Origin of the sequence: Bombilactobacillus mellifer, from assembly GCF_000970795.1 — a bacterium.
Taxonomy (GTDB): domain Bacteria; phylum Bacillota; class Bacilli; order Lactobacillales; family Lactobacillaceae; genus Bombilactobacillus; species Bombilactobacillus mellifer.
In genome coordinates this window covers 283301-305076 of sequence record NZ_KQ034029.1, presented here as the reverse complement: position 1 = coordinate 305076, position 21776 = coordinate 283301, and the positions used below count along the sequence as shown (strand labels likewise).

17 protein-coding genes are annotated in these 21776 nt (G+C 39.3%); 10 read left to right on the top strand and 7 right to left on the bottom strand.

Annotated elements, in window-relative coordinates; translation table 11 throughout:
• Nucleotides 1–64: 64 nt before the first annotated feature.
• Entirely contained in the window at nt 65–1084 is a 1020-nt protein-coding gene (locus JG30_RS07635; protein WP_046317813.1) for a linear amide C-N hydrolase, read from the top strand.
• A gap of 158 nt (nt 1085–1242) precedes the next feature.
• On the opposite strand, the gene lepA is transcribed toward JG30_RS07635, so the two are convergent.
• Nucleotides 1243–3045, bottom strand: a complete 1803-nt coding sequence (gene lepA, locus JG30_RS07630; protein WP_046317811.1) for a translation elongation factor 4 — start codon at nt 3043–3045, stop codon at nt 1243–1245.
• A gap of 497 nt (nt 3046–3542) precedes the next feature.
• Here lepA and JG30_RS07625 point away from each other — a divergent pair, with 497 nt between their 5' ends.
• On the top strand, nt 3543–4433 hold the full coding sequence (locus JG30_RS07625) for an alpha/beta fold hydrolase (RefSeq protein ID WP_046317809.1): 891 nt from the start codon (nt 3543–3545) through the stop codon (nt 4431–4433).
• Between the two features lie 344 nt (nt 4434–4777).
• Here JG30_RS07625 and JG30_RS07620 read toward each other — a convergent pair whose 3' ends face one another.
• The 4 genes from JG30_RS07620 to JG30_RS07605 are packed head-to-tail and all read right to left on the bottom strand — an operon-like array spanning nt 4778 to nt 8003.
• On the bottom strand, nt 4778–5857 hold the full coding sequence (locus JG30_RS07620; protein ID WP_046318002.1) for a zinc-binding dehydrogenase: 1080 nt from the start codon (nt 5855–5857) through the stop codon (nt 4778–4780).
• 49 nt (nt 5858–5906) lie between these two features.
• Entirely contained in the window at nt 5907–7175 is a 1269-nt protein-coding gene (locus JG30_RS07615) for a PTS galactitol transporter subunit IIC (protein ID WP_046317806.1), read from the bottom strand.
• Nucleotides 7176–7209: 34 nt separating this feature from the next.
• A complete protein-coding gene (locus JG30_RS07610; protein ID WP_046317805.1) occupies nt 7210–7518 on the bottom strand; it encodes a PTS sugar transporter subunit IIB in 309 nt (102 codons plus the stop codon).
• A 14-nt stretch (nt 7519–7532) separates the two neighbouring features.
• Nucleotides 7533–8003, bottom strand: coding sequence for a PTS sugar transporter subunit IIA (locus tag JG30_RS07605; RefSeq protein ID WP_046317803.1), 471 nt, complete (start codon nt 8001–8003; stop codon nt 7533–7535).
• 420 nt (nt 8004–8423) lie between these two features.
• Between JG30_RS07605 and JG30_RS07600 the strand changes: the two genes are divergently transcribed.
• From JG30_RS07600 to JG30_RS07580, 5 genes are all read left to right on the top strand, one after another.
• Nucleotides 8424–9194 carry a DeoR/GlpR family DNA-binding transcription regulator gene (locus tag JG30_RS07600; protein ID WP_046317802.1) on the top strand — a complete coding sequence of 257 codons (771 nt, stop codon included), beginning with the start codon at nt 8424–8426 and terminating at the stop codon, nt 9192–9194.
• A gap of 950 nt (nt 9195–10144) precedes the next feature.
• A complete protein-coding gene (locus JG30_RS07595) occupies nt 10145–11959 on the top strand; it encodes a PTS mannitol transporter subunit IIBC (RefSeq protein ID WP_046317800.1) in 1815 nt (604 codons plus the stop codon).
• A 21-nt stretch (nt 11960–11980) separates the two neighbouring features.
• Complete coding sequence (locus JG30_RS07590) at nt 11981–14068, top strand: helix-turn-helix domain-containing protein (protein ID WP_046317798.1); 2088 nt, start codon at nt 11981–11983, stop codon at nt 14066–14068.
• Between the two features lie 6 nt (nt 14069–14074).
• On the top strand, nt 14075–14518 hold the full coding sequence (locus tag JG30_RS07585; protein ID WP_046317795.1) for a PTS mannitol transporter subunit IIA: 444 nt from the start codon (nt 14075–14077) through the stop codon (nt 14516–14518).
• A 1-nt stretch (nt 14519) separates the two neighbouring features.
• Complete coding sequence (locus tag JG30_RS07580; RefSeq protein WP_046317793.1) at nt 14520–15677, top strand: mannitol-1-phosphate 5-dehydrogenase; 1158 nt, start codon at nt 14520–14522, stop codon at nt 15675–15677.
• A gap of 325 nt (nt 15678–16002) precedes the next feature.
• On the opposite strand, the gene JG30_RS07575 is transcribed toward JG30_RS07580, so the two are convergent.
• Nucleotides 16003–18393, bottom strand: a complete 2391-nt coding sequence (locus tag JG30_RS07575; RefSeq protein ID WP_046317791.1) for a phosphoketolase family protein — start codon at nt 18391–18393, stop codon at nt 16003–16005.
• A gap of 114 nt (nt 18394–18507) precedes the next feature.
• Entirely contained in the window at nt 18508–19263 is a 756-nt protein-coding gene (locus JG30_RS07570; protein WP_046317789.1) for a DeoR/GlpR family DNA-binding transcription regulator, read from the bottom strand.
• Between the two features lie 226 nt (nt 19264–19489).
• Between JG30_RS07570 and JG30_RS07565 the strand changes: the two genes are divergently transcribed.
• Genes JG30_RS07565 through JG30_RS07555 form a run of 3 tightly spaced genes read left to right on the top strand, consistent with a single transcriptional unit; the run spans nt 19490 to nt 21754 of the window.
• The gene (locus JG30_RS07565; protein WP_046317787.1) at nt 19490–19969 is read left to right on the top strand and encodes a PTS sugar transporter subunit IIA; all 480 of its coding nucleotides are present in this window, start codon (nt 19490–19492) and stop codon (nt 19967–19969) included.
• Nucleotides 19970–19990: 21 nt separating this feature from the next.
• The gene (locus tag JG30_RS07560; RefSeq protein WP_232354673.1) at nt 19991–20290 is read left to right on the top strand and encodes a PTS sugar transporter subunit IIB; all 300 of its coding nucleotides are present in this window, start codon (nt 19991–19993) and stop codon (nt 20288–20290) included.
• Nucleotides 20291–20320: 30 nt separating this feature from the next.
• A complete protein-coding gene (locus tag JG30_RS07555; RefSeq protein WP_046317783.1) occupies nt 20321–21754 on the top strand; it encodes a PTS galactitol transporter subunit IIC in 1434 nt (477 codons plus the stop codon).
• Nucleotides 21755–21776 lie beyond the last annotated feature (22 nt).

Here is a 21776-nt window from a genome sequence, read left to right as displayed (position 1 = left end):
AAGGAAGATAATCAATTAGAAGCTGGTATAATGAGGGTACTAATCTTAAAAGGGAGTGATGTACATGTGTACGAGTATTACACTGACTTCAACCGAGGGTCGGGTTTTTTATGGTCGCACGATGGATCTCAATTTGGGCATGTTTGGCGAAGATCCGGGAACAGATGCCACTAGTATTGTCAATATTCCCCAAGGGGTTCGTATTGATAGTCAATTAGAGCCCTGGACCGCTAAGTATGCGGCCATCGGTGTCGGTGGTCGAGACTCATTTTATTTATATGATGGGGTCAATGAACATGGCTTGGCAGGTGATGTTCAAGTCCTAATGGAAGCCACACATGCAACTGCTGACTCCTTAAAAGAGCGGAATTTAAAGGGGCTTTTGGGCGAAGAATTTGTGACTTTTGTTTTAACTAATTTTAAAAGTGTAGCAGATATTAAAGAACATATCGGTGAATATGCTTTGTTGGATCAGCCTTCTGTGAGCGGTGATCAAAGTATGGAATTGCCCTTACATTATACCTTTTTCGATGAAACCAAAGCCGGCGTAGTATTAGAACCCACGGATAATGGAGCATTTAAACTGTACGACAGCATTGGGGTCATGACGAATAGTCCCGAATATGATTGGCATTTAACGAATATTCGTAACTATATCAGTTTAGACAATTTAGATCCTAAAAAGCCTAAATCAGTGAGTGCTAATTTAACACTTCAACCGATTGAAGCCGGGACGGGATACGGTATGTTTGGCTTGCCGGGAGATTATACGGCGCCTTCGCGCTTTGTACGCGCCACCATGTTAGCCAATCATTTGGATCCTTTTTCAGCTGATCAAGGTTTAAATCAATTGTATGGTGTCTTTCGCTCTGTCATGGTGCCCCGGGGCTTGGAAAAAGAAGCTGCGGATAATCCCCTCAGTGATTGTACTCGTTATTGGGCAGGATATGATTTGACGCAACGGCGCTTGTGTGTTCAGAGTTGTCGGGGCCTGGCTTTCACAGCCCAAACTTTAAAAGCTCAAGGCGAAGCCATAACCTTTACACCTATAGATGTATCAGATCATCTGCACAGTCTAGACTAGTAGTAATTTTCAAATAATAAGTCATCAGATATGTAATAAAAAACTATATCTCAAATTCAAGATATAGTTTTTTTGTGGGCTCAAACGTGGATAAATATTCAACCCCGCCTGTGTTCCAAAGTGCCAAAGCTGGTTGTAGTAATCCCAAACGTACGGGGTTAAACTTCTAAATCTAAAATCGCATTAAATACTTCTTGCGGTAGTTCAATGTCATTATGAGCAGCTTGACGTTTATTCAGATTTTGTCGACGTAAGAGGGCTTGTTTCTTCGAAATACTCCGTTTTTCATTATTGGCGGCGGCATTCTTTCGCAGTGGCGGGACATCCACCCGGGCTAGGACTTTGCCTTCCACTACTGCTTGCACTGGCATAGGGTATAAGCGGCGCGGAATCGTATATTTTAATTTGGTAACTAGTTTTTGCGTTAATTGTGGAGCATCTGGCCGATGAATAATAAAAGTCAAAGCATCTACGCGACTATAGTTGACCCGAACATCTAAACGAACTACATCGGCCGGTTCATAGTCTAAAAATTTAGTGGAAAGACTAGCGTAGCCGTGTGAAGTAGATTTCAAACGACTAAAAAAGTTATAGTCTAATTCCGATAATGGAATTTTATAAATGAGTTTAATTAATTGACCCTGATTTTGAATATCCATTAAAACGCCCTTGTAGTGTTCAGTCCATTTCATCACATTGTTCACTGTATTTTCCGGTGTCACGATCGTGGCCCTTAAAATGGGCTCAGTTACATAATTGATTTGCGAAAAATCAGGAAAACGGACTGGATTGTTCACGGTGAGGAATTGTTTCGGATCCGCTGCTTCAGCCAAATGCACATGATAAGTGACGTTAGGCACTGTCGTCAGTACTTCGACACCAAATTCATTTAAAAGACGTTCCTTGATAATTTGTAAATGAAAAATACCCAGGAATCCCCCACGAAAACCAGGTCCTAAAGCATCCGAAGTTTCGGGAGATATTTGAAAAGAGGGATCGTTTAAAGTTAATTTTTGTAGGGCTTCTTTGAGCGTTTTATAATCTTTGACCGGGTATAACCCAGTAAATACTGTAGGTTTGGGTGGTTGGTATCCCGGAAAAGGTTGGGCGGTCGGATGGTTGACAGAAGTAATAGTGTCGCCAACGCGGACTTGTTGGGGATCTTTAATTCCGGTTATGAGATATCCTACATCACCGGCCTTGAGTGTAGTGGTCGGTGTCCTATCCGGTGTGAGGATGCCTAGTTCATGCACATGAAAAGTCTTTTGTGAAGCCATGAGTTGTAATTGATCATTTTGTTGTAATTGACCATCGAAAAGCCGTAAATTGACAATAACTCCCTTAAATGGATCATAGACCGAATCGAAAATGAGTGCCTTGAGTGGAGCTTGGACTTGGCCTTGCGGAGCCGGCAAATAATGCACAATGGCTTCCAAAACTTCGGGAACACCTTGGCCGGTTTTAGCAGAAATTTGTAAAATTGGGGCTTGGGCTAGCTCGGGATTCAGTTGTCGAATTTGTTTTTCGGTGGCAGCAATTTGGGCATTAACGCTGTCAATCTTATTAATGACCGGAAGAATGACTAAACCGGCTTGCTCAGCTAGTCTTAAATTAGCTACAGTTTGAGCTTGGACTCCTTGAGTGGCATCCACGAGAAGAATCGCTCCATCACTGGCCGCCAAACTTTTTTCAACTTCATAGTTAAAATCTACATGTCCGGGGGTATCAATTAAATTAAGCTCATAAACATGACCATCGTCGGCTTGATATAAATTACGGGCAGTCCGTGCTTTGACTGTAACGCCGTGGTTTTTTTCGACTGTTAAATCATCTAGTAATTGATCCGAAAGTTGGCGGGCACTAACGGTTTGTGTGACCGCCATAATTTGATCAGCCAGAGTGGATTTGCCATGATCAATATGAGCAATAATAGAAAAATTTCGAATGTGAGTTAACTCCATTTTCTCTGTCCTTCCTGTTATGTCATGATGATCGCAGCCCTCCATCTAGAGGGTAGTACTGGCTATCTGCCGATCAAAAGAATAATATGGTCCATTAGTGAGCACTCCTTTATAAGTGAGCTGATTTGAAAAAACTAATCCTGATAAAGCAACGTTTATTAGTTCGCAGTTAGGGCAAGCCTTTGACTGGTAGTAATTCAGACTTAATCGCCGGTTTCCTTACTGCAAACAAACCGTTGGGATTATACTTCAAATTTTAAGCTTTGTAAAATTGCATGCCTTTGTTTGGCTGGCGCGGTAAAAATTAAAATAATTAGATAGTGCCTTCTGATTTACGTCTACTAGTTACTGGCACCAACTGATGACATACAAGTTGAATGAGCCTAAGTGTCGACCGGAAAAATTTTACTTTTCCGGGGCTGGTTTAACGTTGCCAGTTTGTTGTGGAAGCTATAATATAATTCTTAAAAACTAATTGGAAGGAGTAAAGAAAGCAGATGACCTCGATAATTGAGAGTGTGTATTTAAATCACATTCAACTTTATTTTTCGATCAATCCTGATAGTTTACATAAGCCTTTGATTTTATATTTACATGGCGGACCAGGTGATAGCTGTATTCCCTTAACCCAAAAATTTAATGCGAGTTTAGAAGAACACTTTAATTTTATTAATCTGGAACAAAGAGGCGCTGGTCTATCCTATTATAAATTTTCCGCACACCGACCGCCGCGAATTGCAACTTTTATCGAGGATATCCATAGTTTTGTAGAGTATTTATTAAAGCGCTTCAATCAGGAACGATTAATTCTGATTGGGCATTCTTGGGGCTCTGTGTTGGGCATGCTCTTTATTCAGCGCTACCCTCAGCTAATAGCACAGTATATTGGTGTCGGTCAAGTGATTAATATGCGGCACAATCTGCAATTACAAGTACAGTTTTTAAAACAACAAGGTGTGAAACTAAAAAAGTTGGATTTAAAACATAACTTGATTTCAGATAGTTTGTATTTAACCAAAAAAATTGTGCAGCAGCAGGGCTCTTTATATGGAAAAACCAATTATGCGATGTTAATTAAGCCCTTTCTGACGGCTAAAGCTTATCCCCTGACAGCTTTGATTAATCGACTACGGGGTTCGCAGCAATCAATTAAATTTTTATGGCCGGAATTAATGCAGATCAATTTTGAAACCGTCCAACACTACTCAGTTCCGGTTTGTTTTGTGGAAGGGCGGCATGATCATCATGTTGCGGCCACGCTCGTACAAGACTATGTACATACGCTGGATCAGTCGGTTCCACTGATTTGGTTTGAAAAGTCGGGTCATTTTCCCCAATGGGAGCAACCACAGCAATTTAACCAAACGATTACGCAATTATGTTTATAAAATTTTCAAAATAACCGGGCTTATAAGGCCCACTTCTTTCAACAACGCAAAAGGTTCCCAGATTACGGGCCTGATTTTTCCTAATGTGGCCAGTGATGGCACTTCAGTCGAAGACCGGAGTAGCAGCTGCTTTTTATTCATTTAGGAGGATTTCAGACCATTGTAGCTTCTTGACATTACGCGCGCGCTCTGGTTTGGATTAATTTCTGAATTGTTGGCTCCAGTGTTAGCCGCTAATGCTTATTTAATAGCACAGCAAAAAAACCCTAATTTCCATTCGGTAAATTAGGGCTGGCAGATTTGACAGCAGCTTTGCTAGAAGAAGCAACGGAGGCTATAATTTATTAATTTTGTAAATCTTCATCGTCGGGATTAGAGGCGATGAGAACTTTTAATTCTTTGCCGTCCATCATGGCCTGAAAAGCATCCCGCCAATGATCTAAAGGAAAGACCTTTGTGATCATTTGCTCAGCATTGATCGCCCCTTTGGCTTCCAGATGTACAGCTACGGGCCAATCTAATGGATTTTGCGAACGTGAGCCATGATAGGTGAGTTCATGTTGGATGATAATATTTTCATCTAGGGGATTAACCGGTTTGGCAAAAATACCTACTTGTTGCATCGTGCCACCTTTAGTTAACAGTGGCAAAGCAGCATTCACCGCTTGAATGGATCCGGAACAATCGTAGACTTTATCCAGACCGTGACCATTAGTAGCTTGATCGACGACTTTTTGCAAATCTTCTTCTTGGGTATTTACAATTGCGTCGGCCCCCAGTTTTTGGGCGATTTTTAAGCGGTCGTTATCTTTATTAATTCCCGAAACAATGGTCCAAGCACCAATTTCTTTAGCAATTTGTAAAGAGAGCAGCCCCATCGGTCCCGGGCCAATGATCAAGATCTTGTCTTGCAACTTAACTTGAGTCATTTGATACATCGCGTGCACACAACAAGCTAGTGGTTCCGACATGGCAGCTAGTTTATAACTGACATTATCTGGTAAAAGGTGTACACTCTCTTCTCTAGAAATTACATAATTAGCCATACTACCATTAGCTTTAGTTCCAATCCCAGTTCGATTCGGGCAGAGGTTGTATTCGTGCCGTTGACAATATTCACAATGTCCACAGGTAGCCAAGGTAGTCTCACTAGTAACGCGATCACCAACGTGAATCTGTTTGACATCTGTTCCTACGGCCACCACTTTGCCGGCAAATTCATGACCTAAAACTAACGGTGTCACGCTATTGGCATATTCACCCTTAAAAGTGTGAATATCCGTTCCACAGATGCCAGTATAAGCTGTTTTAATTAAAACCTGATCTTTTTGTGGCTGAGGGACAGGTATTTGTTTTAATTCCATATGATCATAGCCATCGGCTGTTTTGACGACAGCATCCATTAATTTATTTTTTAAATCCATCACGCAGTATCGCTCCTATTTTTATAAATCAATTTCTTTTTTGAGAATTTTAGAATAACGGTTTGAGTACTTGAGCAAATTTCAAAATTAACCAGTTCAACACATTCCCACCAGTATCTAAGTTAGTAACTTGGGCAGCACCATGAGGGAACTTCACAATCCCATTCATCATTTGAGTCAATACTGGGGCAAAATCGGTGGCCATGTATAAAGCGAAAACCATCATAATAGTGCAAGAAATAACTGAATGGACGATGTTACCTTTACGACTTGGAACCACTAAGGCTACGAAAAAGGGAATACTTGCCAAGTCGCCGAAAGGCAAGACCCGGTTTCCCGGCAGAATGACCGCTAGAAATAAGGTGATTGGCACCATTAATAAACCAGTAGCCAAAGTGGCCGGAGCACCGGTAGACAAAGCTGCATCCATCCCTAAGTAGAGCTTACGGTTGCCGTATTTTTCTTGTAAAACTTTTTGGGCTCCTTCTTGGATAGGAATAAGCCCCTCCATTAAAATCTTCACCATACGAGGCATTAAAAACATTACACCGCCCATCGACATTCCTAATTTCAAGATATTCGGGAAATTATAACCACCGAGGGCTGCTAGAGCAATTCCAATAATGATCCCCATGACCATCGGTTCCCCAAACACACCAAAACGTTTTTGGATGGTCTCCGGATCAGCATCTAAATTTTTAATTCCCGGAATTTTGCTGACTAACATACTGATCGGAATGCCGATTAAGCCATAAGCATCTGCGGAACCTGTTGGAAAACTGATTCCTTCCAGGCCATAATATTCTTCGATTTTCGGTGCGGTGAAATCGGCAATTAATAAGACGGCAACTTCATAAATAATGCCGCACACAATACTAAACCACCAACTTTTCGTAATAATGAAGGCTGTCGAGGCGGCAGCAATGATGTGCCAGTAATTCCAAATATCGATATCTAAGGTTTTAGTGAGATTAGCTACGATCATGCCGATATTAATGATTAAAATAATAGGAATCATAATCGCGGAGACGGGTTGCGCCCAACTGCCGGCAGATACCGCCGGCCAACCAGCATCAATGACGGTTAAATTAAGGCCAAAACGTTTTACCATTGCTTGGGCCGCAGGACCGACGCTGGTAGTCAGCAAGTTAATCACCAAATTAATACCAATCATGCCAATGCCGACAGTAATCCCCGCTGTTAAAGATTTGCCCGGTCTAACTCGGAAAAACAATCCCACGATAAAAATGATGACGGGGAGCATGACACTTGGTCCTACATTGAGAATGCCGTGAACAGCTTCTGATAAACCACCCATTTATTATTCTCCTTTCTTGATGATAACGATTGCATTATTGCGCAGCTTCAGCCTGGATTTTTTGAGCGGTCTCGACAATTTCCTGGTTTAACTTGTCGACCCCAATATTTGTTAAGAAACCCATAGCTTTAATCGCTGGAATTTTGTAAGTAGTCGGCAGCACAGTGGTAGAAATTAACATATCGGCACTATCTTGCTTGCTGCTGGCTTCGGCAATTTTAATTTGCATTAAGTTAGCATCAATTCCATGCTCTTTAAAAAGATCTTCAACTTTTTTCATTACTACTGTCGAGGTGGCAATTCCGGCGCCACAGGCCACTAAAACATTCAGCTTTTTTTTCATATTCATCACACTTTCTAATAGTCTTGAAGCACCTTCAAAACGTCGTCAAAATTTTGGGCATTTACTAAGTTGTTTAAAGTATTGGGATTTTGGATTGCATTCATTAAGCTCTGTAAGAGTTCTAATTGGGCATGAGGCTCTTTCATTCCTAAAATAAAAATTACCCGGGCCTGAATGTGCACAGTAGAGTCATCCATTCTGCAAAAACTAATTCCTTGGGAGTTTGTATTTAAGGCAATAAAAGGGTGTTCGATTGTATCGACGTCTGTATGCGGAATTGCCACATTGACATTTCCTAGCTCTAAGCCTGTCGGGAATTTGGCCTCGCGTTGGACAATGCTTGGCAAAAACTTGTCATTAACTAAGCCATACTTCAACCCACGCTTTGAAACTGCTTGGAATAATTCATTTGTCGATGAAAAGTTTGTATTGAGAAACAGTAAATCTTTACTGATATAGCAGCTAAGGCTGCTTTTTTTTGTCATAATCTAGCCTCTTTTCTTCTTGTTAAAAGCGCTTCCAACAAAACCAATTATATTCCTTTGCAATTTATTTGCAATAACTTTTACGATTTTAAAGATTATTTTATTTTCTGAAAAGTATCAAAGCTATTAGGAGGGTCGATTTTAGTTTTTTTAAGTTTTACTTTCCAATGACGCTGTTAATTGCCAAGTTCAGCTTATTTATCTTTGGTTTTTATTATCAATAAATAGATAAAATTAGATTAAATAATAATCCTGATTTTTCGGATTTTTAAAGTACATTTCTTAGTTAGAACAATTGAAAATGTTGATCTTACAAGGAATTATTGTATAAATTAGTTTATGAAGACTGTTGGTTTCATAACAGAACGAGGTTCATTTATTATATAATGAAGCCTATATTAAATTTATGGAGAGTTTATAATGGATATACACCAAAGGCAAAAATTTATCTTTAACAAATTAACTCAAAATGGAACAATATATATTTCAAATTTGAGTAAAGAATTGGGGGTTTCGCGGGAGACAATTCGGAAAGATATTTATGCTCTCAAAAGCAAAGGACTCCTGGAAGTCATTCGCGGGGGAGCCAAGATTCCGCCAATTAGCAAAACGGAAACGAAGTACAATCAACGGACTAAATTACAAATTGATGAAAAAATGCAAATTGCCAATGCTGCGGTAAAGTTTCTATATAACGGCGAGACCATTTTTTTAGACTACGGAACAACTACTTCGAAAATCGCCTATCAATTGAAGTATAGTAATATACAAAATGTGACCGTCGTGACTTCTTCAATCAATGTCTTGAAGTACTTGGAATATTGTGAAAATATCGAAGTGATTTTTTTGGGTGGTAGTTTAAGGCACAGTGAGGGTTCGGTAACAGGGCCATTAGCTATTAGTAACGTGGAAAAAATTTATTGTGACGTGGGTTTCTTTGGCTGTGGCGGGATTGATCCGGACTTAGGTGTGACGAATCATTATTTTTCCGAAGTAGAGGTTTCTAAAAAAATGATGTTGCACTGTAAAAAAAAGATTTTAGTAGCAGATCATAGTAAGTTTAGTCTTACGGCACCTTACAAAACCTCAGATATTAAGAATTTTGATGCGATTATTACGGATTCCCAGATTTCGACAGTCGCAGTGGCGCAAATGAAAGATTTGCAAGAAAAGCTTATCTTGGCTTCTTAATGAGGAAGCCATCGTTAAAGCAGGATGTAGATAACTAAAATAATTGTTAACAACTGATTATTTTTAACCAGGAGCATCCAGAATTTTAATGAGCTGAATATTGTGATCGAGGGTCAAATAAAAACCATTAATTATTTGTATTACTCTTTTTAAAGAATAATTTGCGAATAATTTTGCCAAGTATCAGTCTTTTAACAGTCTCAAGAAAATGTTTTTCGAATAAAAAATTCATTACAAAGCAAAAGGTAACAATTTGAATATTTAATTTAATAATTTTTGAAATGGCACCAATTCTTTTGTTGAATAAAGGACGCCAGTGAATTGCCAAGGATATGCCAATTAAAACATTACGCTAATCCAATCAATAATTGTGAAATTGATAACCATTAGAAAAGTAAGTGGCACCGGTTTGTGGAGTATTAACCGGCAAGGGACTCCCATATTTTTAACTAGCTGTAGAATATTTTTATAGTATTTCTACGAGAGTTAACGCCCAACAGACTCGAGAACTTGGCTGTTGAGTGACTACAAGAAAGTAAGCGCTAAGCACAATATTGATATATTATGGGATATTTACGATCGGTTTCAGAATTAGATTTAACCTTGGGCTAGACTACAGTTTTCCATTTTTGGCCAATTGGATTTAAAGGTGAGATCTTTTAAGTTAGAAGACGCAGCGCTCTATTAGCCAAATCAGTCTACGAACAACGGCGCATTAGGTAGTGACAGTTAGGTCAATACCAATGCGTCTTTTATTACGGGTATTTAATCCGCAATTACATCCATGAAGTTGAAAAGAATTCTACTTAGGTAGAAAACGGCACAGCCATTTGTGCCAAAACTAGGCTTGCTAGGTAATAGGGCGGTGCTTATCATTATTAATTGTTAACGTTTTACAAACAGCTGAAGGGTGGTTGGATGATAGCTTCAGCAGGGAAGGAGTACTAAATATGCAAGAGGTTACAACAACCAAATCTGCTAAATCCTCGTTAAAAACTAAAGTGCAGTTTTTGGGTAGTAAACTCTCAGGTATGGTCATGCCCAACATTGGAGCATTTATTGCCTGGGGATTAATTGCCGCTATTTTTATGAAAAGCGGCTGGTTTCCTAACGAACAGTTAGCCAAAATGATCACGCCGATGGTCACTTATTTATTGCCACTTTTAATTGGTTTTACTGGAGGATCCATGGTGGACCAGCATCGTGGTGGAGTAGTGGGAGCCATTGCAACGATGGGTGTGATCGTCGGTTCCAATATTCCAATGTTTATTGGTGCGATGGCCATGGGTCCTTTAGGTGGTTGGGTAATTAAAAAGTTTGACAGCTGGGCTCAACCGCGCACGAAAAAGGGATTTGAAATGTTGGTCAATAATTTTTCCGCAGGTATTTTGGGTATGATTTTGGCCATTATCGGCTTTTTTGGGATTGGCCCGGTGGTTTCCGGCTTATCAGCCATTTTAGCTGTTGGCGTCGATTGGTTGATCAAACATCAATTAATTCCTTTGGTAAACATTTTTATTGAACCGGCTAAGATTTTATTTTTAAATAACGCCATTAATCAAGGAATTTTAACGCCTTTAGGAATTCAAGCTTCGGCCCAAGCGGGCAAATCAATTTTGTTTTTACTAGAGCCTAATCCTGGTCCTGGTCTGGGTGTTTTATTAGCCTTTATGTTCTTTGGCAGAGGGAGTGCTCAAAGTAGTGCTTCCGGAGCGGCCATTATTCATTTCTTTGGCGGAATTCATGAAATTTATTTTCCGTATGTACTGATGAAACCAGCCTTATTCTTGTCAGTGATAGCCGGTGGGGTTTCCGGAACCTTTACTTTTAATTTGTTAGGTGCGGGCTTAAAGGCCTCTCCTTCACCGGGGTCGATTATTTCTATTTTATTAATGACTCCCAAAGGATTGGGTAACTACATTGCGGTATTAAGTGGCGTAGTAGTGGCGACAGTTATTTCTTTTGTAATTTCCATGGTGATTTTAAAAAGTGATAAAAGTCCCGCAACGGATTTAGCAACAAGTCAAGCGCAAGTTTCGGCGATGAAAAATGCTACTAAAACTGCTGCTGATACGACCATAACTACTGAAGCCTTAGCCAAATCAACCGCAATCCAGCATATTATTTTTGCTTGTGATGCCGGGATGGGTTCCTCGGCGATGGGAGCCTCCATTTTACGAGACAAAGTGGACAAAGCCGGTTTACAAATTCCCGTCACTAATACGTCGATTAGTAATTTGCAAGATGAAACAGGTTTATTAGTTGTTACACAAAATGAATTAGCAACACGGGCGTTGGAAAAAACACCTAGAGCCATGCACGTTGCGGTGGATAATTTTTTAAACTCACCTAAATATGATCAAATTGTGCAGATTTTACAAAAGAAGCAAGCAGCTACTGCTACCCCCGAGCCTACTAATTCCCCTGCAGCGACAGCAGCCACCGCAGGTTCCATGGGGATCGCGGGATTAGAATTATCCAAAGTTAACACTGTTGAATTTGTATATCAGGAGCATAATTTAGGTTCAGCCACAATGGCACAATCGATATTTAAAAATGAATTACACAAGGCAGGAGTTACTAAGATTGCTGTGGGCAAAGTAGCTGTGAACGAAATCCAAGATGTGGATTCAATTTTAGTTATTGCCAATCGCGAAACGGCGCAGCAGTTATCGGCCAACTTAACCAAGGCGCAATTGTTAATTGTCGCTGATCTTGTTCAAGCTCCGGAATATCCAGAATTAGCGGCTCAGTTCAAGTCATAGTGAATAAAAAAGGGTAGAGGTATGGATTTATCGAGTCGGGAAATTGAAATTACTCGTAGTCTGTTAAAAAATCCTTCCGGTCTGCGTGTGGAAGATCTCATGGCCAATTTACAGGTGAGCAAACGGACTGTCTATCGGGAATTAGCTCAATTAGAAACTAGTTTGCAGTACTTTGATATTCAATTATCGAAAACCAATGGTCGCTATCAATTGCAAGGGGCGACTAGTCAGTTGCAACAGTTACAACGTGGTTTGAAAAATGCTCATAACCAAAGTATTATTCAAACTTCCCGCACCCGACGCAGCGCTGTAGCTTGCAAGTTGCTGTTAGCTGCCGATTTTTTGACAATGCAGGCGTTAGCGGATGAATTTCAAGTTAGTAAAACCACGATCATGCAAGATTTACAAACCATTGAACAGATTTTCCAGGATTATCAAATCCAATTACAACGGATGAAGGCCAAAGGACTCCGCGTAGTGGGAGCCGAAAGTCACTTACGGCGAGTGCTCGGAGGAATTTTAGCCAGTGAAATTAATGAATACGAGTTGTTTGCGATTTTAGATGCGCCTCCGACGGATTTACAAAAGAGTACGACCGTTTCCCAGTATTTTATTAATCTGTTAAAACCACAGTTATTGCACCAAGCCAGCCAAGCGCTTAAGTTGCAAGCCAAAACGGAATTTGCCCATTTGTCGGATAAGCAGTTAAAACAACTCTTATTAATGTTAACTATATCGGCTCAAAGAATAGAACAACAACATCCGATTCGACAGTTGCCGCCGCTGGATCAAGATATGCTTTTTAAATACCAATATGTAGCGATTCAGCTGTTTAATCAATTTAGTCAAGCGATTCAGCAACAAGTAACACTTTTAGAAGTAGAGTTTATGGCGGGACAAATTGCCGGGATGAATTTTTCGATAACCAATAATTTGTTTTTAGATGATTATGACATTCAACTGTCTTATCAAGTTCGCAGTTTAATTCAATATGTTTCGCAAGCTTTCCACTATGATTTTCAAAAAGATGATTCTTTATTTGATGATTTAATGTTGCACTTAGGTTCGGCTCTACAGCGGCAAGTCTCTAAATTACCGGAAATTAACAATCCCGTGTTGCATAATGTGATAGAGAAGTATCCGCAGTTATATCGAAATGTAGCCGCAGGCTTGCAAGAAATTTTTAACGAACAATTATCAGCCAGTGAAGTAGCTTATGTCCTATTGCATTTTGCTTCAGCGTTTGAACAACAACGTCAGCATTCCCCCATCAGTGTCTTGATTGTTTGTGCCAATGGCATTGGAACGGTCAAAATTCTAGAAAAACGTTTAAAAATGACAATTCCGGAAATCAGTCAATATCAAGTTTCGCGGATAGCTGATCTAAAAAAATTAAATTTAAAAGATTATGATTTAATTTTATCCACGATTTTCTTGCCTGGTTTTCAATATCCTTACAAAGTAGTGTCACCTTTATTGCTGACGAATGAAGTGCAGGAAATTAAAGATTATCTGCAAGAGCGCTTTGGTACATTACAGGTTAATGTCAGCCCTAAAGTCAGCAACGAAATGGTTTTAGATGCACAACTAGCTTTAAATCAACTGTTAATTGATGTGGATACGGCACAGAATTTATTAAATAACGTCGAGCTTCAAACGATCGATAATCGCCATTTTGACTTAGCTGATACTTTAAATTTATTAACCCAAAGACTACGACCACGCTTTATCCAAGATGCCGCGCAGGTTGCCCAAGCCTTGTACCAAAGGCAGCAAACTGCCCCAGTAGGGATTCCTCAATCCCATTTGGGGTTGCTTCATACAACCAATGCCGCGATCATACAACCGTTATTTGCGATTTATGAATTAACGCATCCCTTGGAAATTACGGGTATGGATTATCAACCATTGCTCATGCGGCGTTGTCTGTTACTGCTGGCACCGGTTAATACCAGTGAATTTATTTTGCAACTTTTAGGTAATATCTCCAGCTCGATTATCGAAGATCAACATAATTTATTAGTCTATGATCAGGGGCAATTGGCCCAGGTGAAACAACTAATTGCTCAATTAACTTGGACGATGATTAAAGAAAAATATTGGAAGTGAGTTTAAATGAAGGGATTAGATCAAGCACTAATTCGATTGAATCAAACCGCACAAAGTCCAGAAGAAGCCATCACCTTGTCGGGACAATTATTGGTCGATAATGGTTATGTTCAAAAACCCTACATTGATTCGATGTTGGCGCGCAATCAAGATGTTTCTGTCTATATGGGTAACTTTATTGCAATTCCGCATGGAACCGAAGCAGGTAAACAATATATTCAAAAGACGGGAATTTCGATTGTGCAATATCCGCAAGGAATTGATTTTAGTACTGATTCTTCTGTGGAAAAATTAGTCACGATTGTTTTTGGCATTGCCGGTTTAAATGGCGAACATTTGCAGTTATTATCAGCGATTGCATTGTTTTGTAGTAATATTAAAAACGTTGAAAAATTGTCGAACGCACAATCACCGACAGAAATAATTAATTTATTAAAGGAAGTTGAATAACATGGACGCAGTACATTTTGGAGCCGGCAATATTGGCCGAGGCTTTATTGGAGAAACTTTAGCCAGCAATAATTTTGCGATTCATTTTGTGGATGTGAATGCGACAATCATTGATGCCCTCAATGAACGGCATGAATATGATATTGAATTAGCAGCTCCCGGCCAGCAACAGATTCATGTGGAACATGTGGATGGCCTCAATAATCAACAACAACCCCAAGCAGTGGTCCAGGCCATCGCGCAAACCGATTTAGTAACCACAGCTATTGGTCCTAAAATTTTACCTATTATTGCGGATTTAATTGCCCAAGGCATTGCTGCGCGGCAAACTGCAGCTAATGCGCAGCCGATAGACATTATTGCTTGCGAAAATATGATTGGCGGCAGTCAATTTTTAAAAAAAGAAGTCTATAAACATTTAGATCTACAACAACAAGAGTTTGCTGAGGCCCATATTGGTTTTCCAAATGCGGCAGTAGATCGAATTGTGCCGATTCAACATCATGAGGATCCTTTGGCAGTTTCCGTGGAACCCTTCAAAGAATGGGTAGTGGATGAATCACAAATGAAAAATCCGCAGCTGCATTTACAGTCGGTGGTATATGTGCCCGATCTAGAACCATATATTGAACGCAAACTATTTTCCGTCAATACTGGTCATGCAACTGTAGCTTATACGGGAGCCTATTATGGTTATCAAACCATTGGTGAGGCGATTCAAAATGCTAAAGTCCTGCAACAAGTACAAGGTGCGCTGAAGGAAACGGGAGCCCTGTTAATTGCTAAATGGCAGTTTGATCCGCAAGCACATCAAGACTACCAACGCAAAATTTTGAGCCGATTTCAAAATAAATATATTTCGGATGATATTTTACGGGTAGGGCGCACTCCTATTCGTAAATTAGGCTTTGATGAACGGTTTATTCGCCCGATCCGCGAATTAAAGGAGCGTGCATTAGACTATGCTGTTTTATTGGATACAGTGGGGATGATTTTCACATTTGATGAACCGCAAGATAATGAAAGTGTCCACTTACAAGAATTATTACGCACCCAATCGGTGCCAAAAGTTGTCCAACAAATTACAGGATTAGATGATAATGAGTTAGTGAACCAAATTGTGACGACCTATCAACAAAAGCGCGATGCCAAAGCCTAATAGCTTTTCTGCAGTCGCGAGATTAACTGAGATCTAGATAAAAAAACCTGGCAGGGAAATTTGCTTCCACTGTCAGGTTTTTTGGGTTAAGAGAATTTTCCAAAGAAAGCCCTGGTTCTGGTGTATTTGCTAATGAAGCTGCAATGGAAGCTGAAAGTTCATGATTGGACATTCCCGCAGGCAATTCTTTATATGATTAGTAATTTAAAGTGCGTGCCTTGAGCATGGAAGCAAAGAAAAACACGATTTCGCCCTTTCGGTGAAATCGTGTTTGAAGAACTGGCTGTTTAATTTTTAGGAGGTTAACGTAATGAAAAAACTGTATTTATTTTAAATTAGTCCATTTCCAATCTTGGACTTCAGGAATATCGGTACCTTCTTGCCGAATAAAGTCATGATGCTTTTGTAATGTAGCATTCATTTGTTCAACTAAGTGAGCACCTTTATCAGTTAGACAAGGGACATTATATACAGCTTGTTTAACTAAGTCGAAACGATCCATACCGTTACGTACCCGCATGTCAAACGGTGTGGTGATATCGCCTTCTTCTTTATAACCGATAGCAATCAAATTATGGTTGTGACGATCAAAGAAGATGTCTTTCAGGATATCTACATAACCATGGAAAGCAAAGATTACAGGTTTATCTTTGGTGAAATAAGAATCAAATTCAGCATCACTTAAGCCGCGTGGGTCGTCTTTCTTTAATTTCAAGAGATCGACAACGTTAATGAATCTGATTTTTAAGTCCGGCATAGCTTGATGCAAAATGGAAATCGCAGCTAAAGCTTCTAAGTTAGGTTCAGAACCAGCAGCAGCAAAGACTACATCAGGTTCGCTGCCTTGATCGGTACTTGCCCAATCAATAATTCCCAAACCATTTTCTAAGAGTTGATGAGCTTCTTGACTGGTATACCATTGTGGACGAGGATGTTTACTGGAAACAATCAAATTGATGACTTGTTTAGTACGTAAGCATTTATCAAAAACAGCAATCAAAGAGTTAGCATCTGCAGGGAAGTATTCCCGAATGTACTTGGTCTTCTTTTCAGCCAAATGTGTAATGATGCCTGGATCTTGATGCGAATAACCATTATGATCTTGCTGGAACGCAGTAGAAGAAGCAATGATATTCAAACTTGGAACATCTGTCCGCCAAGGGGTCTCTTCATGAGAATTGCGCAACCATTTGAAGTGTTGAGTTAACATGGAGTCGACTACGCGCAAGAAGGATTCGTAACTAGCGAAGAATCCATGACGTCCGGTCAAAGTATAAGCTTCGAGTAAACCTTCATCCATATGTTCGGATAACATGGAGTCAATGATCCGACCATGAGGAGCTAATAAAGCATCATTCGGTTCTTTAATATCTTCAAGCCATTGACGACGAGTTACTTCAAAGACGGAGTTCAAGCGATTGGATAAGGTTTCATCCGGACCAAAGCCACGGAAGTTATGATTTTTTTCGTTAAGTTTAATTACATCACGCACATATTTGCCCAATTCGGTCATGTCTTGGGCTTCTACGTCACCATGTTGTTTTGTGGCAACTTCGTAATCTTTTGGATCTGGTAAGATTAAAGCTTTCGTTAATTCGCCACCATTAGTTACAGGATTCATGGCCATCCGGTGATCACCTTGCGGCATAATTGCTTGAATCTCAGGTAATAGTGTCCCGTTGTCATCAAATAATTCTTCCGGTTTGTAAGATTTTAACCAATCAACTAATTGATCGGCATGTTCCATATGATTTTGATCAATCGGAATTGGAATTTGATGAGCTCTAAAGGAGTTTTCAATTGGTTCGCCATCCCAGCTCTTTGGACCAGTCCAACCCTTTGGTGCACGGAAAATAATCATTGGCCATTGTGGACGAGATTCATCATGATTATCTTGCGCATTAGCCTGAATCTGGTGAATTTCTTCGATGACTTTATCTAATTCTTCAGCCATCAATTTATGCATTTTTGCCGGATCGTCACCTTCTACAAAGTGTGGATCCCAACCTAAACCAGTAAAGTAATCGACTAATTCTTCGTGAGATTCACGGGACAAGACAGTTGGGTTGGCAATTTTGAAACCGTTTAAATTCAAGATCGGTAAAACCGTTCCGTCGTTAATTGGGTTAATGAATTTATTAACTTGCCAAGAAGTTGCTAAGGGGCCAGTTTCAGCTTCACCATCACCGATGACTACGGCTGCAACTAAATCAGGATTATCCAAAATAGCTCCGGTACCATGTAAGAGTGAGTAACCTAATTCTCCACCTTCGTGAATCGAACCAGGAGTTTTCGGATCAGCATGGGAAGCTACACCACCTGGGAATGAAAAACGTTTAAATAACTTTTGCATTCCGGCTTCGTCATAGCTGATATCAGAATATCTTTCTGTATAACTATGATCCAAGTAGGAATTAGACACCATTACTTGGCCACCATGACCGGGACCTTCAATGTAAAACATATTCAAATTATACTTATTAATAACCCGATTTAAATGCGCGTAGATAAAGTTTTGGCCAGCGATCGTACCCCAGTGACCGATGGGATGAACTTTAACATCAGCAGCTTTTAAGGGACGTCGTAATAATGGGTTGTCCTTTAAGTACAATTGTCCAACTGATAAGTAATTTGCTGCACGCCAATATTTGTCAACTAAGTTCAAATATTCCGGCGCGGAATAATCAATGCTGTCATTTGTGCGTGAATTTTGCATATTTTTGCAACCCCTTTGCATAATTTTGTTTTACTATTCACTTGACGATTATTATAATAACTCATGTGTCTCAGAAGTCAAGATTACAGAAAACAACTTAAAAAGAAATTAAAATCAATATAAAATGTTGTTAATACATAACTCCTTAATAATTGTTTTGTTGATTGATTTATCCGTGATAATGGCATCTACGTCCTTTAAATCAAACATTTTGTAAAGTGAGCTTCTTTGGAATTTAAATTTATCAGCCAAGACAATATTAATTTGGGAATGCTGCCGCATTTTCTTGGAAGCTTCAATTTCATCCATGTAAGGATTGGTAATGCCGGAAAGTTTATTGATGCCACTGCTGCCAAAGAAGGCGGTATCAACATAGATGTTTTCAATATTTTGTAAGGCCATGGCTCCGGAAACAGAACCTTCACTCGTGCGCACAGTACCGCCCAGTAAGATGAGTTGAATTCCTTTCACAAATTGCAGAGTTGCGATGACAAAGGTTGAATTGGTGACGACGGTTAAGCGCTCAATTTTACTGTGTTTAATGGCTTCGGCGAGCTGCCAAGAAGTGGTCCCGGAGTCTAGAAAAATATGGTCATTATTTCGGATAAATTGTAAGGCTTTTTTTGCAATTTCTTGTTTTTCGGCTAAATGCAAAGTTTGACGTTGCCCAAAACGAGTATTTTCCAGGCCATAAGGATTGACAGCACCGCCTCTAATGGACTGAATAACCCCTTTTTTATCTAATTCGGCAATATCGTGTCTGATGGTTTCACGAGTGACATTTAATTTTTGGGCAGTATCCGCGATTCTGATAGAACCGTACTTGTTAACCTCTTCACTTATAAATTTTAATCTTTCACTTTTATTCATATCTAAATCCTTTCGATACTCCTGGTCTTAGTTTTAAATATACCCTAATAAAAGTTCAAATTGAAGTTTTGGGTTTGGTTTTGCATTCTTTTGTAAAAAAAAGAATTGCAAATTAATTTAATTGATATACAATATAGGATGTAAATTTTGGAAACGATGTCAGGACAAAAAAGGAGGGTGGCAATAAAATCTGACCTCAATTACTTATTTGACGGAGGCGAAGCATTTGAGTGAAGGAAACAATGGTGGATTAGTATTTGATCAGCAATTTATTTATGCACAATTAGATGTTGATAGTTTTGCCGATGCGATTAATAAAATGTCGCAAAAATTAATTAAGCAAAATTATGTAGTTTCAGAATTTCCTGAAAAAGTGATCGCGCGGGAGAAAGATTTTCCGACGGGATTGTCATTATCGAATATGAACATCAGTATTCCACATACGGAAGCCAGCTATGTTCATAAGACGGTAGTTTCAGTGGCCACATTAAAGAATAAAATTAATGTGCATAGTATGATTGATCCGAAACAAGAAATTCAAAGCAGTATGCTTTTCTTGATTTCAGTCAATGATCCGAAAGGCCAAATAACAATACTGAAACAACTAATGAAGTTATTTCAAAAAGAGAATTTATTGGATACCATTTTGCATTTAGAAGATGCCGGAGCTATTGCTCAAGAGCTCAATAATGCAGTGGAGAACTAAAATTTTAAGGAGATGGACATTATGCATTTGAATTTATTAGCAGTATGTGGTTCTGGAACAGTTACCTCATCAATGATTGCTGGAGAGATTAAGGAAGAATTGGAAAAGGACGGTTATGATGTTTCCGCAACAGAAACTCGTCCTACAGAAGTACAACAATTAGCTCAAGGTGGCAATTTTGATTTGATTGTTTATACCAGTCCGCTTCCTGAAGGTGATTATCCAATTCCGGTTTTGAATGGTACTGGTTTATTAACTGGCATGGGTGAAGATGAATTTTGGGATGAATTAAAAGCTACAGTGGCTAAAATTAAAAAGTAGCTGGATTCATACTGAAAGGAGTGAGATTTAGTGCTTGAAACCGTAAAGGCAGTTTTTGATACATTTGGCGCTAATGTTTTTGTGCCGGTAATGATTTTCTTCATTGCTTTGATTTTAAAAGTCAAACCTCAAAAGGCGTTTCTGTCCGCCTTATATGCGGGGGTAGGACTAACCGGCTTTACCTTGTTGTTAAACTCTTATACACCGATGGTAAGTAAAGTTATTAAGAAAATGGTAACAAATACGGGTGTGCATTTGCCGGCATTTGATATTGGTTGGCAAGGGGCTTCATTAGTGGCCTATTCGACGCAAGCCGGAATGATTTTCTTAGTAGTGGGTTTGGTTTTACAAACGGTACTATTTTTAATTAAATGGACGGATGTTTTCCAACCTTCTGACTTATGGAATAACTATTCTTATATGGTTTGGGGCTCCATGTGTTTTTATGTAACTAAAAATATGTGGTTATCTTTAGGCTTAATGGTTCTTTTGAATATGTACAGCCTTTTATTAGCTGATTCCATCGCTCAGAGATGGTCTAAATACTACAATTATCCACGAACCACCATTATTGCCTTGCATAATTTGGAACCTGTTATTTTTGGAATTATAATGGATCCTATTTGGAACTTATTGAAAATTAACAAAATCAAATTAAGTCCGAAAACTTTACAAAAGAAATTAGGTTTCTTAGGTGAACCAATTTCTTTAGGTCTTTTCTTAGGTCTCTTTTTGGGAATTTTAGGTAATACTCAACGTTTAGGTCAATTAAGCGCATGGGGTGAAATTGCCAAAATTGGGATTGCTACCAGTGCTATTATGTCCATCTTCCCGAAGGTTGCGGGGATTTTCGCGCAAGCTTTTGCACCATTATCACAAGCTGCCAGCAAGTCTATTCGTAAATCTACCAAGGCTAAAGATGCTAGTGGTGATCAAGAAGAAAAACCGAGACTTTGGTTCTTGGGTGTTAATGATGCCGTAGGATTTGGTGAACCGGCTACTTTGATTACTGGGATGCTGTTAATTCCAATTATGGTTTTATTGGCTATTTTATTGCCAGGAAACAAAGTTTTGCCAGTTATCGACTTATTAGCTATCCCATATTGGATTGAAGGATTAATCGCTTTATCTAATGGGAACATGGTTAAAACCATGATTAATTCGGTTATTTGGTTTAGCTTAGGACTGTATATGTGTACAGCTACTGCTTCTTTGTTTACACATATTGCTACTCAAGGCGCCGGAGTTGCTATTCCGACTGCCGCATTGTTAGTAACTAGTTTTAATATTTTAGGTAAACCATTCTTTGGCTTAATCTTTTTCGCCTTCTTAACTCAAAACGTCTTCCTAATTCTCTTAACAGTGGTTCTATACTTCGTTCTTTGGGCTCTGTTCCAGAAGAACAAAGAGAAGTTCAGAACATATTTGGACAATGCTGCTGCTAAGAATGCAACATCAGCTTAAGGTATTTCAATTTTAAATTTTT